Origin of the sequence: Leclercia sp. AS011, from assembly GCF_037152535.1 — a bacterium.
Lineage (GTDB): Bacteria > Pseudomonadota > Gammaproteobacteria > Enterobacterales > Enterobacteriaceae > Enterobacter.
Window position 1 is genome coordinate 146531 of the sequence record NZ_JBBCMA010000002.1, and the last position, 15674, is coordinate 162204.

The 15674-nt window shown below is 58.0% G+C and carries 13 protein-coding genes; all 13 read right to left on the bottom strand.

Annotated elements, in window-relative coordinates:
- Positions 1–13: 13 nt before the first annotated feature.
- The gene (locus WFO70_RS13155; protein WP_106995689.1) at positions 14–559 is read right to left on the bottom strand and encodes a YfaZ family outer membrane protein; all 546 of its coding nucleotides are present in this window, start codon (positions 557–559) and stop codon (positions 14–16) included.
- A 365-nt stretch (positions 560–924) separates the two neighbouring features.
- Positions 925–1878: a GTPase gene (gene yjiA, locus WFO70_RS13160; protein WP_337016773.1), complete on the bottom strand. Its 954-nt coding sequence runs from the start codon at positions 1876–1878 to the stop codon at positions 925–927.
- Between the two features lie 10 nt (positions 1879–1888).
- Positions 1889–2092 (bottom strand): YbdD/YjiX family protein, encoded by a 204-nt coding sequence (locus tag WFO70_RS13165; protein ID WP_337016774.1) that lies wholly within the window; start codon positions 2090–2092, stop codon positions 1889–1891.
- Positions 2093–2157: 65 nt separating this feature from the next.
- The gene (locus tag WFO70_RS13170; protein ID WP_333852344.1) at positions 2158–4311 is read right to left on the bottom strand and encodes a carbon starvation CstA family protein; all 2154 of its coding nucleotides are present in this window, start codon (positions 4309–4311) and stop codon (positions 2158–2160) included.
- 220 nt (positions 4312–4531) lie between these two features.
- The gene (locus WFO70_RS13175; RefSeq protein WP_337016775.1) at positions 4532–5404 is read right to left on the bottom strand and encodes a helix-turn-helix transcriptional regulator; all 873 of its coding nucleotides are present in this window, start codon (positions 5402–5404) and stop codon (positions 4532–4534) included.
- 204 nt (positions 5405–5608) lie between these two features.
- On the bottom strand, positions 5609–6853 hold the full coding sequence (locus tag WFO70_RS13180) for a capsule biosynthesis protein (RefSeq protein ID WP_337016776.1): 1245 nt from the start codon (positions 6851–6853) through the stop codon (positions 5609–5611).
- A gap of 85 nt (positions 6854–6938) precedes the next feature.
- A complete protein-coding gene (locus WFO70_RS13185; protein ID WP_337016777.1) occupies positions 6939–8942 on the bottom strand; it encodes a capsular polysaccharide biosynthesis protein in 2004 nt (667 codons plus the stop codon).
- 50 nt (positions 8943–8992) lie between these two features.
- A complete protein-coding gene (gene rfbC / locus WFO70_RS13190; protein WP_337016778.1) occupies positions 8993–9541 on the bottom strand; it encodes a dTDP-4-dehydrorhamnose 3,5-epimerase in 549 nt (182 codons plus the stop codon).
- A gap of 52 nt (positions 9542–9593) precedes the next feature.
- On the bottom strand, positions 9594–10466 hold the full coding sequence (gene rfbA / locus WFO70_RS13195; RefSeq protein WP_032170155.1) for a glucose-1-phosphate thymidylyltransferase RfbA: 873 nt from the start codon (positions 10464–10466) through the stop codon (positions 9594–9596).
- An 86-nt stretch (positions 10467–10552) separates the two neighbouring features.
- Positions 10553–11440, bottom strand: a complete 888-nt coding sequence (gene rfbD, locus WFO70_RS13200) for a dTDP-4-dehydrorhamnose reductase (protein WP_337016779.1) — start codon at positions 11438–11440, stop codon at positions 10553–10555.
- Positions 11440–12525, bottom strand: a complete 1086-nt coding sequence (rfbB, locus tag WFO70_RS13205; protein WP_337016780.1) for a dTDP-glucose 4,6-dehydratase — start codon at positions 12523–12525, stop codon at positions 11440–11442. Before rfbB ends, rfbD begins: the two co-directional genes overlap by 1 nt.
- A gap of 64 nt (positions 12526–12589) precedes the next feature.
- On the bottom strand, positions 12590–13615 hold the full coding sequence (locus WFO70_RS13210; RefSeq protein ID WP_337016781.1) for a glycosyltransferase family 1 protein: 1026 nt from the start codon (positions 13613–13615) through the stop codon (positions 12590–12592).
- Entirely contained in the window at positions 13603–15612 is a 2010-nt protein-coding gene (locus tag WFO70_RS13215) for a glycosyltransferase family 2 protein (protein ID WP_337016782.1), read from the bottom strand. Before WFO70_RS13215 ends, WFO70_RS13210 begins: the two co-directional genes overlap by 13 nt.
- Between the last annotated feature and the right edge of the window lie 62 nt (positions 15613–15674).

The window sequence follows — 15674 nt, forward strand, 5'->3', positions numbered from 1 at the left end:
GCAGTTTTTTGGGTTAGAAGCTCACACCGCCGCCAACGTACGCGCCGTCAATCAGGGTGTGGTTTGGACGGCCGTCTTTGCCGTCAACGCTCACGTGGCGGTAACCCACTTTCAGGGTAACAGGCTTGACTGGGGTCCAGCTCACGCCGCCGTTTGCTTCAACGTAGTTTTTCACGCTGTTGTTCAGGCCGTCCGGAGCAACGTAACCCTCTCCGAAGACATTAATGCTGTCCGTCAGCGCCACGTTCACGCCGCCGCCGACCGGGAATGCCACGCCGTTATCGCCTTTTTTCGGGCCGATGTAGATCGCTTTTGCACCTGCATTCAGCATCACCGGGCCCACTTCAAAGTTGTAGCCTGCGCCAACGCCACCGGTCTGAGTGCCGTCATCGGTATTTTTCAGCCAGTTCCCTTCGGTATATAAACCGGATGAGGATTTACCCATTTCCACATTCAGGTTAGTGAAGTTTTTACCCTGTTCAATGCTGCCGCCCATCGCCAGTGCGGAGCCCGATACAGCAGTCAGAGCGGAAAGGAGAAGGATATTAAGCTTTTTCATGTTTTATGCCTCGTTATTAAATTAATCTGAGGGCACCTTAACAAGCGAAGTTTATGACTGCAAATGTGATGAGGGTCGAGGTTTTATGCTGATTGTGTAAATTTATTACAGGGTTATTGTTGCGAAATGGTTGCTTTACTGCCGGGTCAATCATTGATTTTATCGTGTTTAGGAAAGATTAAGTTTATTTCCTAAACAGAGCGTGAATAACGCAGAAATAATAGCCAGCGACGAATTAATGGCGACTCTTATCATTACGCAATGCATTTTCAGTTTTACAGTTTATAACCTTTATTTACATTGATTCATCGTCATTCGGGCTGCGGATACGCACTCCCTTCCCTGATGAGAAGGGAGCCCAGAGATTACTTCTTCAATTCCGCAAATCCCGCGCGGATCGCTTCTTCCGGAAGATCAATCCCGATAAACACCATCACGCTGTGCGGTGCTTCCTCGCCCCAGGGGCGATCCCAGTCGGCGCTGTAGAGGCGCTGCACGCCCTGGAACAGCAGGCGGTTTGGTTCGCCGTCGATCCACAACATCCCTTTGTAGCGCAGCAGTTTGTCGGCAAACGACAGCAGCAGGTTCTCCATCACCCGGGACACCTCGCTGATATCCACCGGGTAGTCCAGCTCGACCACGATAGAGGAGACGTCGTTCTGCGTGTCGGCCATAAAGTGGAAACGTGGTTTGGTGGTGACGTTCTCTTCCAGCATAAAGCCGTTGGTGTTGAACAGCTGAGACAGGTCGATGTCGCCGTGCGTCACGGTGAAGATTGGTGCGCGTGAGTTGATGCGCGCCAGGCGCTCGCGCAGTTTTTCGCTCTCGCCCGCCACGTCGGTTTTGGTCAGCAGGATGCGGTCAGCGTAACCGACCTGCGACTGGGCGATGGTGAACTGGTTCATCTGCTCATCGGCGTGTACCGCATCGACCAGGGCAATCACGCCGTCCAGCAGATAACGCTGGCAGAGGATCTCGTGGGAGAAGAAGGTCTGAATAATCGGGCCGGGGTCGGCCATGCCGGTGCACTCAATCACCAGGCGGTCGAAGTCGATTTCACCGCGATCGCGGCTGTCGAGCAGGTCCAGCAGGGCGTCTTCCAGCTCGTTAGAGCGGGTGCAGCAGATGCAGCCGTTGGTCAGGGTTTTGATCTGGGTAGCGCGATCGCCAATCAGCTGGTCGTCAACGGAGACCTCGCCGAACTCGTTTTCGATAACCGCGATTTTAAAGCCGTGTTGTTCGTTGAGGATGTGGCGCAGCAGGGTGGTTTTGCCCGCGCCGAGAAAGCCGGTGAGCAGGGTAACGGCAATCGGTGTCATGGTCTCTCCTTTAGCAGCAGCGTACGCCGCCTTCTCCTCCTCCGCCGTAGCGCGCTTCCTGACGCTCGCGGAAGAATTCGTTGTAGGTCATGTACGGCTTATCCGGATGGTTGGTCTGCATATGTTCAACATAGTTGTCATAGTCCGGGATGCCAATCAGCATTTTTGCCGCCTGACCGAGGTATTTTTTTGCTTCGCCTAAGTTACCAAACATAACGGGTCCTGATAAGAAAAAGCCCGGTGGCGCTACGCTTACCGGGCCTATAGTTACAGGCGGGATTAATGGTGCGAAGAGGTCTTCACGCCGCCTTCCGGTACCGGCACATACGGGGTCTCTTTATCCGTACGACCGTCGGCGTCACGCACCTTCATCCAGGTTTTGATGCCGTAGAAGATGATGCTGTACACCACCACCAGGAACAGAATGCTCAGACCTGCGTTGGTGTAGTTGTTCACCACGATATGGTTCATGTTGGCAACCTGCTGCGCGGTCAGCTCACCGCCGCCTGCGGCAATCTTCTCTTTGTACTGGTTAGCCATAAAGAAGAAGCCTTCCAGCTGCGGGTTGGTGCTGAACAGTTTCAGACCCAGCGCCCAGGTGGTGCAGAGCAGCAGCCACAGGGCAGGGACCACGGTCACCCAGATGTATTTGGTGCGCTTCATCTTCACCAGCACCACGGTACCGAGCACCAGAGCAACGGCTGCGAGCATCTGGTTAGAGATCCCGAACAGCGGCCACAGGCTCTTCACGCCGCCCAGCGGGTCGACCACGCCCTGATACAGCAGGTAGCCCCACAGCCCGACGCAGCCCGCGGTACCAAGAATACCGGCGACCAGAGAGTCGGTTTTCTTAAGGAACGGCACGAAGTTACCCAGCAGGTCCTGCAGCATGAAGCGGCCCGCACGGGTACCAGCATCCAGTGCGGTGAGGATAAACAGCGCTTCGAACAGAATACCGAAGTGGTACCAGAAGCCCATGTCCGCCCACGGCAGCACTTTGTGGAACACGTGGGCGATACCCACCGCCAGCGTCGGTGCGCCACCGGCACGGTTCAGCACCGACGGTTCACCGATGTCTTTCGCGGTCTGCATGATCTGCTCAGGCGAAATCACAAAGCCCCAGGAGCTGACGGTTGCCGCCGCGTGGGCGCTCGCGTCCTTCAGCTGCGCCATAATCAGCGCCGCGTTGTCGCCGCCCATTTCATGCAGGTTTGGCATGGTGATGCCAAGGCCCGCTGGCGGGGTGTTCATCGCGAAGTAGAGACCCGGCTCGATGATGGACGCTGCCACCAGGGCCATGATCGCCACGAAGGACTCCATCAGCATCGCGCCGTAGCCGATGAGACGGGCGTCGTTTTCGTTCGCCAGCAGCTTCGGCGTAGTGCCGGACGCAATCAGGGCGTGGAAGCCGGAGACCGCGCCACAGGCAATAGTGATAAACAGGAACGGGAATAGAGCGCCTTTCCACAGTGGACCGGTACCGTCGATGTACTGGGTCACCGCAGGCATTTTCAGCTCTGGGTTGATGATCACGATGCCGATCGCCAGCCCGACGATGACGCCGATTTTCAGGAAGGTCGCAAGGTAGTCACGCGGGGCCAGGATCAGCCACACCGGCAGCAGGGCCGAGACAAAGGCATAGCCAACCAGCACGAAGGTGATGGTGGTGTCTTTGAAGGTCAGCGCCGGGCCCCAGTACGGGTCGTGCGCAATCACGCCGCCGAAGTAAATGGAGGCCACAAGCAGCACGATACCGATCACCGACACCTCACCCACGCGGCCCGGACGCAGGAATCGCATGTAGATCCCCATGAACAGCGCGATCGGCACGGTGGAGCAGACGGTGAAGACACCCCACGGGCTTTCGGCCAGCGCTTTCACCACGATCAGCGCCAGCACCGCCAGGATGATAATCATGATCAGGAAGCAGCCGAACAGAGCGATAGTGCCCGGCACGCGGCCCATCTCTTCTTTGATCATCTCACCCAGAGACGCGCCGTTACGACGGGAAGAGATAAACAGCACCATAAAGTCCTGCACCGCACCCGCCAGCACCACGCCGGCCAGCAGCCACAGGGTACCCGGCAGGTAGCCCATCTGCGCGGCCAGCACCGGGCCGACCAGCGGGCCTGCACCGGCGATGGCGGCAAAGTGGTGACCAAACAGCACGTAGCGGTTGGTTGGCACGTAGTTCAGGCCGTCATTGTTGATGACCGCCGGGGTGGCACGCGTCGGGTCGAGCTTCATCACCTTCTGCGCGATATAGAGACTGTAGTAGCGGTACGCCACCAGATAGACCGACACCGAGGCCACGACGATCCACAGGGCGCTGATGTGCTCGCCGCGGCGCAGGGCAACCACGGCAAGGCAACAGGCACCGAGGATCCCGAGCAGCAGCCAGGGTACGTGCTTAAGTAGTTTTTTAATGTCCATAATAAAACCTGGTTTTTTAGATGAAAAAAAGGGTCAGGGTTCGCTGTGAGAGTTGTTGAGTAATGCTGAGACGATCTTGCCAGAGCCTTGCGCGTGTAAAGGAAGGTAAATCTGTGAGTGGTTATATGGCGGGATGAGCGGTCAAAGGCGAGGGCGAGTGGTTCAGACTCGCCGTCAGTGGGCAGAATAGTGTGAAGGGGATCACGCCGTCAGGCGCGGATCACTCCGCGCTGGCCAGATAATTTTCTAAGGTGCCGACAAACTTCTGCTTAAGCCAGGCCGGTTCCAGCACCTGAATGTTAGGCAGCCAGTAGAAGAGCAGCGGCAGGATCTGGTTCTCATGCGCAGCCTGGCAGCGCAGGGTGATCCCCTTTTTGTCCTCCGCCAGAATGTGCTGGTCAGGCAGCAGATCGCGACGCTTAAAATAGTGTGCAATGTTGGCGGGAATAAACACGTCCACTTCAAAAGTCTCTTCGCTGACCCAGGGATCGGGGTTTTTTGCCAGCAGTTCGAGGGTGTCATTATCCGGCGTGAAGGTCTCGCTGCGAATATCCAGCCACTGGATCAGGCTTAAAGAAAACGATTTCAAACGCTTCTCTTCGGTGGCTTGTAAATACCATATGTTCTTTTTGTTAATTACTTTATAAGGATTAATCTGTCGCGACTTTCCTTTATACAGGATCTGGCAAACCTGCTGCCCCTTAATCGCCTTTTCAAAGTCCGCTAACAGGCTGTGAATATCTTTGGGCCCGGTTCGCTCGGCATCGTTACCGAGGATCATAATATGGTTTTCCTCGACCCGGGTCTCCAGTTTGTCCCAGAATTCACGGCCCGTTGTCGGGAAAAAATCATCCACATTCAGAAAGTTAGCAATGGCGTGATGCAGGCCCTGGCCCGCATGAATAAGCTTGTACTGGCCGTCTCCGCAGCGCTCCACGATGGGCGAAAGGGCATTCAGATCGCGGTAGACCGTGCGCTCAGTGATATTAAATTTATGCATCAATGCCTGGCGACTCACCACGCCGTGTAAATGAAGCTCCAGCAGAATATCAACCAACCTTTCAGCCGAGCGACTCCTGGTCGGAATTGTCATATTAGCTTTCCTGTTATTTAAGCCATTGCTGTGAATTATGCCGGTGCGGCTGACAAAATATGTCAGTGCAAAATTCGGCATGAAAATTTGTCTTAGGTTATAACGGCAAAATTTGGGATAAACATTAGGGATTTTTACAACGGAGAGATAAAAGCGCGGAGTCGATCGGATCCGCCGGGGCAATTTCCCCGGCGTGAGGAGGAATTATCGTTCGAGTTCAGAATCGGCAAGCGGTGCCGGGAGAGGGATTTCCGTCGGGATGTTGAGCCAGTCGGACTTGCCGTAAAAGACGGCGTTGATCTGCGTCTGATAGAGCAGGTGGGTACGAAAGCGCTGGAATAACGCTTTATCGGGAGCGAAATCCGCCTGCCAGAACTGGTTCAGCGGCCCCTGCCAGGTTAAACCTTCGATGTCGTACAGCGCTTTGCCCATCACCTTGAGCGGCTTGTTATGGATCAGTGCCGACAGGCCGGCAGTGCTGTTGACGGTGATCACCCCCCGGGTGTGGGTCAGCAGGGCGGGCAGGGAGAGATCGTGAACGTAGATCACCCGGCCCGTAATGCCGTACTTTTCGGTCAGCTTGTTGATCAGGGTGCCGTAATAGCGGTGACCACGATCCATCGGGTGATGCTTGAATACCAGATGGCGCTCGTTAGACGCATGGCGGGCAAAGGAGCGGATCACGGTTTCGATATAGTCACGCACGTCTTTATAGGGGCTGTGGTGAATAATCTGGCTGTCGTTGTAGACCTGCAAAATCGCCAGGTAGTACTGGTTGTCGAGCTTTTCGGTGATATGGCTCAGCATATGGCGCTGCTGCCAGCGGTACCACAGCTTACGGCGACCGGCGCGGAACCAGCACTGCATCTCGTACCACGGCGAGAACGACTTGTGATGGCGATAGCCGCGATAGCGATGGCGGCCAAACCAGCCCGCGGCATAGTAGAGCATGGCATGGGCGGCACGGTTAAAGGAGCTCGGTTTCCACGGCGTCGGGGTTTTCACCTCCGGCAGCGGCTGCTCGCGGTAATACTTCGCATCGATGGGCATCGAGGAGAAGGCGTTCACGCCCCCTTTTTCGAGGGTGATATAGAACGGGCGGAAATAGCCCTCTTCAAACGCGAGAAAATCGATGGTTTTGCTGCGGGCCCACTTCTTCGCTTCGATGTGCATCGGGCGACAATCACCAAAACAGACGATGGTATCGAAGGGGTAGGTCTTGTGTAACTCGCGCAGCCAGAAGGCAAAATTTTTCACGGAGCCGGTGTAGTGCAGCGCGGTCTCTTTCGCGGCATACCATGAGTCCCCGGCATTGAAGCAGACCTGCTTCACTTCACGGTGGCTGCTCTGCAACCAGCTTGCCAGACGTGAAAAGCAGGGGCCCATCGGTCCTTGTAGTAAAAGATATCGACGGCCATTCAGCAGATGGCGGATAGCTTGCTCTTCCATTATTTTTCCCAGATCGGTCCGTTGATGAAGAGTGAGTAACGGCTTGATGACCGCTTTTCTTTAATAAATCAGGATAAATAGTTCGCTAGCGAAGTGTCTGGGCCAGATAGCTCAGCTTGAGTTGCCAGCGCTGCCAGCGGTTGGCCTTTTGCGATGAGGAGTTCCCCTGGACCGCCAGCTGGCGGATCAGCTGCTCCGGACTCATCCACAGGCCGCTCTGCCAGTCGATATAGCGCGGATAGGCCACCAGCGTCAGGTAGACCAGCGCGGCCAGCGGCAGGGTGCGATGACGGCGCCCGGCAGGGTGGATATCCTCGGTCAATCCCCAGCCGCTGTAGAACGGCTGGCCCCAGGTGGTGACCTTCACCCCCTGCACCAGCGCCTCGAAGCCGCTGAGGGAGGTCATGGTGTGCAGCTCATCGACATGGGGATAGAGGCTGGTCAGGCCGAGATCCAGCACCTGGCTGTCCACGCAGCTCGCCAGGCATTCGGCGGAGATTGCCCCGGCCCGGTTGCCCGCCACCACGTCCGGATGCGGTTTAAACAGAATATGCGCCTCGGGCCGGGCGGCACGTACCGCCCACAGCAGCTGTTCGTTGCTGCGGATCGCCGGGCTACCGGTGAGGATCGAGGCATCGCCATCGACCTGGCCCACCACCAGCACCAGCGTTCGCCCGTCGCCGGGCGGCGTGAAGGGCTGCACGGTGCCAACGTTATATTTACTGACCCCATGCTGGCGGAGCAGATCCACCAGCGCCGCGCCGCGCGCCAGTTCCTGCTCGCTGAGCGGCTGCTCATTAAGCAACTGCTCCAGCCCGCTCGGACGGCGGCTGTCAAAGTAGATCCCCACCGGATCGATGGAGAGCGATGAAGGGCGGCACAGGTTCGAACCCAGCCCCCGGGAGCGGATAAAACCATCTTCCACCCGGATCGGATTTTTCAGCTCAGGATGACGACTGCCCCACACCAGCACCTGATCGTCGGCGGCCAGCCGTGCAGGCGGGGTGCGCACAAAGCGCAGTTCCTTGGCCAGCGGCTGGCAGAAGGCGCGCATAAAGGCGCGCTTCCACAGGGAGAAGCCCACCATATAGAGACGGCGATAGCGCGGGGCAGGGGTCAGCTGACCCGCCACGATCTCGATCACCTGCTCCACCTCGCAGCGCTGGCCCAGGACCGGATCCAGATAGCGGGGATAGAGGATCAGCGCCGCTGCGACCAGCTGCGGCAGGCTTATTTTTGCCTCGCGACGTTCACACTGTTTGCTGTCGTGAGTTAGTCCCCAGCCCGCGTAAAACGGCATGCCAAAGCAGTACACCGCTTTGCCCAGCAGCAGCGCTTCAAACCCCATCTGGGAGGAGACGGTATAGACCGCCTCCACCTCATTCAGCAGGGCATGGGGGTGGCAGTGATCGGTGACCAGCTCCACGTCGTCAAGCTGCATCTGCGCCAGCACGCCGCGTTTTTTGCCCAGCCGGGTATCCGGATGGGTGCGCAGCAGCAGGCGTGCATCAGGGTGGTTACGCCGCGCCGCGGCGACCATCTCGACAAAATCGGCTTCACTTGCCAGCGCGCCGGGAATGGAGAGATCGCCGGCAACCTGGTCGATCAGCAGTACCTTAGGGCGGGCGTCGCGATGCAGGCGGGCAGCCAGCGCGTCGGGCAGGCCGCTGTCGGCGGCATAACAGTTGTACTTGGTGATGCCCAGGCGCAGCAGTTCATGTACCAGTGCCCCGGCGCGGGCCAGCATACTGGCATCGCACGGCGTGGCGATGAGTTGCTCAAGGCGGCTCGGCTGGCGAGCGTCGTAGTAAATGCCCACAGGATCGGCAATCAGTGAGACGGCCTTGCCGCCCCTGGCAGGGTGGCCAATGTAACCGATAAAGCCATCTTCCAGCTGCCAGTACGGCAGGCCGAGTTCCTGGGCCTGCTGTTTGATTTGACGGGTATTGGCTTTCTGTCCCCAGCCGACCAGCACGTCGTCCTGCGCCAGTTGCATACGCATTTTAAAGGCGTGTAACGGGCGGCCAAGCATCGGCTCGAGCTGTGCTTTTCGGGCCAGGATCCCGGCTGAACCTGTGTAAAATTTCATGGGCGCTCTGTGCATCAGAAAACGCCCCGCGTCACTGCGGGGCGTGTGACTCAGAAGTACTCTGCGTCAGGGAAGGATTTGGCAACGCTGTCTTTGGCGGAGGTAAGGATTTCGGTGTTGATTTCCGGCCAGGTAATTCCGATGGTCTCATCGTTCCAGCGGATGCCGCGGTCGCTCTCCGGGGCATAGTAGTTGGTGGTTTTGTACAGGAATTCTGCGGTGTCGCTCAGGGTCATAAAGCCGTGGGCGAAGCCTTCCGGGATCCACAGCTGACGCTTGTTATCGCCGGACAGATGCACGCCGACCCACTGACCGAAGGTCGGGGAGTTTTTACGGATATCCACCGCCACGTCGAATACTTCACCGGCCACGCAACGCACCAGTTTGCCCTGCGCATGAGGTGCCAGCTGGTAGTGCAGGCCACGCAATACGCCCTTAGACGATTTGGAGTGGTTGTCCTGCACGAAGTTTACGCTGCGGCCAATGGCGGCTTCGAACTGCTGGTGGTTAAAGCTTTCAAAGAAGAAACCACGGTCATCGCCAAAGACTTTTGGCTCAAAAATAAATACGTCGGGAATTGCGGTCTGAATTACGTTCATGATGACGGCCTGATTCATAAATGGGGCGTTACGCCCCTGGATTTAATGATGACTACTTAAGCATTTTCAGCAGGTATTGCCCGTAAGCATTCTTCGCCAGCGGCGCGGCTAACTTGCGCACCTGATCGGCATCGATAAACTTCAGACGGTAGGCAATCTCTTCAGGACAGGCCACTTTCAGCCCCTGACGGGTTTCGATGGTCTGAATGAAGTTGCTGGCCTCAATCAGGCTCTCATGGGTGCCGGTATCAAGCCAGGCATAACCACGGCCCATCATGGCCACCGACAGATCGCCCTGCTCAAGGTAGATGCGGTTCACGTCGGTGATTTCCAGCTCGCCGCGCGGCGACGGTTTCAGGCTTTTGGCAATCTCAACCACGCGGTTATCGTAGAAGTAGAGGCCGGTTACCGCATAGTTGCTCTTCGGTTCCAGCGGCTTCTCTTCCAGGGAGATGGCGGTGCCTGCATGGTCAAACTCCACCACGCCATAACGCTCAGGATCGTGTACATGATAGGCAAAGACGGTGGCACCCGCCGGTTTCGCCGCGGCGGCTTCCAGCTGTTTCTGCAGATCGTGACCGTAGAAGATGTTGTCGCCCAGCACCAGCGCGCAGTCGTCGTCGCCGATGAACTCTTCACCGAGGATAAAGGCCTGAGCCAGACCGTCCGGGCTTGGCTGCACTTTGTACTGCAGGTTCAGGCCCCACTGGCTGCCGTCGCCCAGCAGCTGCTCAAAGCGCGGCGTATCCTGTGGGGTGCTGATGATCAGGATATCGCGGATACCGGCCAGCATCAGGGTGCTCAGCGGGTAGTAGATCATCGGTTTGTCGTAGATAGGCAGCAGCTGTTTGCTCACCGCCATGGTGACCGGATAGAGACGAGTCCCTGACCCACCGGCCAGAATAATACCTTTACGCTTGTTCATAATCCTTCATTTCTTCTGTTTGGTTATATGTCCGGGGAGGGCAAAAGCCATAAAACAAGGCATGCATAGCATACCTTGCTTTGCAGTTACTTCCCGAGAATTTCAGCCAGCATGCGATCCACGCCGATGGTCCAGTCCGGCAGCGTCATCCCGAAGGTGCGCTGGAACTTGCTGGTATCGAGGCGTGAGTTATGCGGACGCCTGGCCGGGGTCGGGAAAGCGCTGGTTGGGACGGCATTTACCTGAGTTACCGCCAGCTCAACGCCCGCCGCACGAGCGGTAGCGAACACCCGCTGGGCATAGTCGAACCAGGTGGTGGTGCCGGAGGCGATCAGGTGATACAGCCCGGCTACGTCCGGTTTATCCTGCGCGATGCGGATCGCATGAGCCGTGCAGTCGGCCAGCAGCTCTGCCCCGGTCGGCGCACCAAACTGATCGTTGATAACCGACATCTCGCTGCGCTCTTTACCAAAGCGCAGCATGGTTTTGGCGAAGTTAGCGCCACGGGCGGCATAGACCCAGCTGGTGCGGAAAATCAGATGACGGGAGCAGAGCGCGGCGGCCTGTTCGCCCGCCAGCTTGGTTTCGCCGTAGACGTTCAGCGGGGCGGTCTGGTCGGTCTCCACCCACGGTTTTTCGCCGCTGCCGTTGAAGACGTAGTCGGTGGAGTAGTGCACCAGCCACGCGCCCAGCGCCTCGGCTTCTTTGGCGATAGCGGCCACGCTGGTGGCGTTGAGCAGCTCGGCAAAATCGCGCTCGCTCTCAGCTTTGTCTACCGCAGTATGGGCGGCGGCGTTAACGATCACGTCCGGCTTCAGCAGACGCACGGTCTCGGCCACGCCTTCCGGGTTGCTGAAGTCACCGCAGTAATCGGTAGAGTCAAAATCCACCGCCGTGATACGCCCCAGCGGCAGCAGCGCACGCTGCAACTCCCAGCCCACCTGGCCATTTTTGCCGAACAGCAGAATATGCATCAGTTACGCTCCTGATAGTTCTTCGCGATCCAGTCCTGATAACTGCCGCTTTTCACGTTGTTAACCCACTGCTGGTTATCCAGATACCACTGCACCGTTTTACGGATGCCGGACTCGAAGGTCTCCTGCGGCTGCCAGTTCAGCTCGTGGCTCATTTTGCTGGCATCGATGGCGTAGCGGCGGTCGTGGCCCGGGCGGTCAGTCACGTAGGTGATCTGGTCGCGGTAGGAACCGGTTTTCGGCACCATCTCATCGAGCAGGTCGCAGATGGTGTGCACCACGTCCAGGTTCTGCTTCTCGTTGTGGCCGCCGATGTTGTAGGTCTCGCCTACTACGCCGGTGGTCACTACGGTATAGAGCGCACGGGCGTGATCTTCAACGTACAGCCAGTCGCGGATCTGATCGCCTTTGCCGTAGATTGGCAGCGCTTTGCCGTCCAGCGCGTTGAGGATCACCAGCGGGATCAACTTCTCAGGGAAGTGATACGGGCCATAGTTGTTGGAGCAGTTGGTGACAATAGTCGGCAGGCCATAGGTACGACGCCATGCGCGCACCAGATGATCGCTGGAGGCTTTCGACGCGGAATACGGGCTGCTTGGCGCGTAGGGGGTCGTTTCGGTAAACAGCGGTAACTCGGTACCGGCGCTCACTTCATCCGGGTGCGGCAGATCGCCATACACTTCGTCGGTAGAGATGTGGTGGAAACGAAACGCCTGCTTGCGGGCCTCATCCAGCTCGCTCCAGTATGCGCGGGCCGCTTCGAGCAGCGTGTAGGTACCGACGATATTGGTTTCGATAAAATCGGCCGGGCCGGTAATGGAGCGATCCACGTGGCTCTCGGCGGCCAGATGCATCACTGCATCCGGTTGGTGGGCGGCGAAGACCCGATCCAGCTCAGCACGGTTGCAGATGTCCACCTGCTCAAAGGCATAGCGGTCACTTGCGGCCACGTCGGCCAGCGATTCAAGGTTGCCCGCATAGGTGAGCTTATCAAGGTTGATCACCGCATCCTGAGTGTCACGGATGATATGGCGAACAACGGCAGAACCGATAAAACCGGCTCCACCGGTTACAAGAATTTTCATAAGCGTTTTTTACTTTTCTATTGGATGAAATGTTCACCAGAACGCAGGCTCTGCTGTCCTGTTGTTAGTGCATTAGCGAGTACGTATATTCCTTCGCATTATTCGCCAGTGTCTGACGCTTTTGCCCGGAATTGACCAGCAGCGACAACGCCTCGATCCACTTTTGCGGATCGTTGTTCAGCAGCACGCCATTGATATTTTGTTCGATAAAATCACTGTACGGGGCGCAATTGCTGTAAACCCCCACCGCCCCCATGCGCACGAAATCATAAAATTTTACCGGCCCGCGCGCCATATTAAATTCCGACTCCAGTAACGGGGCCAGACCAATATCAACCCGGTGATGCTGAGTATAATCCAGATAGTTCTGCCAGCTCATCGGGTGTAATACCGTCACCCGCGGTAAGTCGCGGTAAAGCTTATAGATTTCGTGCTCGCCAAAAATTTCGAAGCTGGCCTGCGGGCACTGCTTCAGCACGCCCTCAACCACTTCCCGCAGCCAGTATTTTTCTGCCTGGTGCGAGCTGGAGCCGTGATAGGCAATTTTTACCGGCCGGGTCACGGCCAGCAGTCGTGGCGTAGGCTGGGCGGGCACCACATCGGGATTCAGGTGCGCATATTTGTTAGCCAGATACGGCGTCGAGACCCAGATGGTGTCGCAATGGGTTGTGATCCAGCGGTGCTGCGCCGCCGAGCGTCGAATGATTTTCGTCCGGTAGGCCTTGGGCAATGCCGTTAAGGCTGACGGATCGAACAGGTCGTCATCCATAAAATAGACCACCTGGGAGAGGTCATCGATATTGCGCACAATCTCGCGCTGCCACTCTGAGGAGACAAAACGAATGACCACGATGGCGGTCCCTTTATCCACTTCGATGGACGGCGTGGTTAAGGTATCCACCAGCTGGCACACCGCGCCGGGAAAACGACTTCTGATCGCCGCTTCAAAATAGGCCAGCGTCGGGGAGTCTCCTTCATGCAGGATCAGCAGCGAGCGGCACTCAGCCCACTTGTCCGGCTGCGTCTCGTTGCTCTGCTTATTCAACTTCAGATACGGTTTAAAGAGTGCCTTTCTGATCAGTTCGTCCATGGCAACACCACATTAGGAGTATGACTTAACGAGAAATCGGGTCGGTCGTAGCTCAGGTTGGGATTGTATGCGGGATCGTGCTTAAGCCGCTGCGCCCAGCGTTTTTTCATGTAGCGCAGTTCACCCTGGGAGCGCGCCAGCTGTTCCGGCGTGACGTCCTTGCCGCGGGAGACCGACTCATGATGGTACAACTCGGCAAAGGGGGTCCAGACGATCCGCCAGCCTGCCTCCCCGACCCGCAGACAGTAATCCACGTCGTTGAAGGCCACCGGCAGATTGACCTCATCTAAGCCGTTCAGGGACAAAAAGAGCTGGCGAGGGGTGAGCAGACAGGCCGCCGTTACCGCTGACAGCTCCTGCGCGCTCACCGCTCTGCGCTGGTAGCCCGGTTCATCGGCGGCCAGCCCACTGTGAAAGTGATCGGCACAGCCACCTGGCCCCACCGCGTCACCCGCATGCTGCACCCGGCCATCGCCGTAAAAGAGCCTCGCCCCGACGATCCCGACGCCCGGACGCAGCAGGTGCGAGACCATCTCATCCAGCCACAACGGGTTAATCACTTCGGTATCATTATTGAGCAGGCAGATAAGTTCGCCTGTAGCCTCGCGCACTCCGGCATTGTTGATGGCGGAGTAATTAAACGGACGATCCCAGGCGATAACCCGGACCCCGTACGCCTGGGTGATCTGTTCGAAATAAGCCAGAGTTTCCGGGTCGTCGCTCTGGTTATCCATCACCATGATTTCGATATTCGGATAACGGGTGTGCTGCACCAGGCTTTCAATGCACGGCCTGAGATGCGCCAGACCATTGCGGGTGGGAATAATCACCGATACCCGCGGCAGTTCTGCCGGGAGCGGCCAGCGCCAGCGGCAGATGCCGTGCGGAGCCGACTCCAGCGTCACCCCGACGGGCAGGTCCTGCAACAGGCTTGCCAGGGTTTCATACCCGTCCTGCTGCGGGAGACTGTCCGGGATATGCATCAGCAGGGCAGGGATGTGCGCGATATCTTTCGGTGCAAGCTGGTGGGCCAGCCGCAACCATCCGCGATAGCTCTCGGCCCCATCCTGCGGGATGGCAGACATGCCCTGTTCCCGCCAGAGGCCACACCAGCCGATATAGTTCTGGCTGTGCAGCAGGGTTTCGTTCCAGTCCGGCTTGAAGTCCGGTGAGTGGCGCTTGCCTTTCTCATCCAGCAGATCGTGATCGCCGTAGATCCATTTTGCATCCGGGGTCTGGCGCAGCTGGTGCGCCAGCCACACGAACGCGGACGGGGCCAGTTCAGCCCCCTCGGGGATGGCCCACTGCCATTCGCCCGCAGGCCTGGCAGTAGCAGGCGGCTGTTCCAGCACGGTGATATGCGTTGCCGGATAACAGAGCGCCGCGATACTGGCCAGGGTGCGCTGACGTGCCGCCTCATCGCCGCCGTTCACCAGATGCAGGCAGACGCGGGGCAGGTTGCCCCAGCGGGTCAGCAGACGGTCGATCAACCGGCGCTCACCGGGCTGCACGGTATCGAAATTCGCCAGCCAGTGCTCATAGGCATGCAGCGGCCTGTCGTCGCGGATCTTGCCCACCAGATCGTAAGCCTGCTGTAAATCGGTAAACCACAGGTGCCAGGACAGCCCCAGACGCTTGCGCTTTTGCGCATTCAGGCGCTGATAAAAAGGCCACACCCGGCGCAGCCTACGCCAGAGACTTTTGCCCGCAGACACCTGCGCAAAGCGGGTAATATTCAGTTCGCATTCCGCCCCTTCGCTGCTGGCGAGCAGCCCCACCTGGCAGGCACCTATCGGCAGCCAGACCAGCTCCTGCAGGGTGCCACGGCGGGTGATTGGCAGGATCTGTTCATGCCAGCTGTCCTGACACTGCCAGCGCAGGCGAGTCTCCCCCCGTGGCTGGCGGGCACGCAGGGTGCCCTGGATCAGGAACCAGCCCGCGCGGGATAAAGAGGTGTCTGGCAGCGCCAGAGGGTGCCAGTGGTAATCGCTTTGCATTAGAGGATTCACTACCCGGAAGTGGGGAAGACCACTTCTGACTCCTGTCGAATATGGGAAAG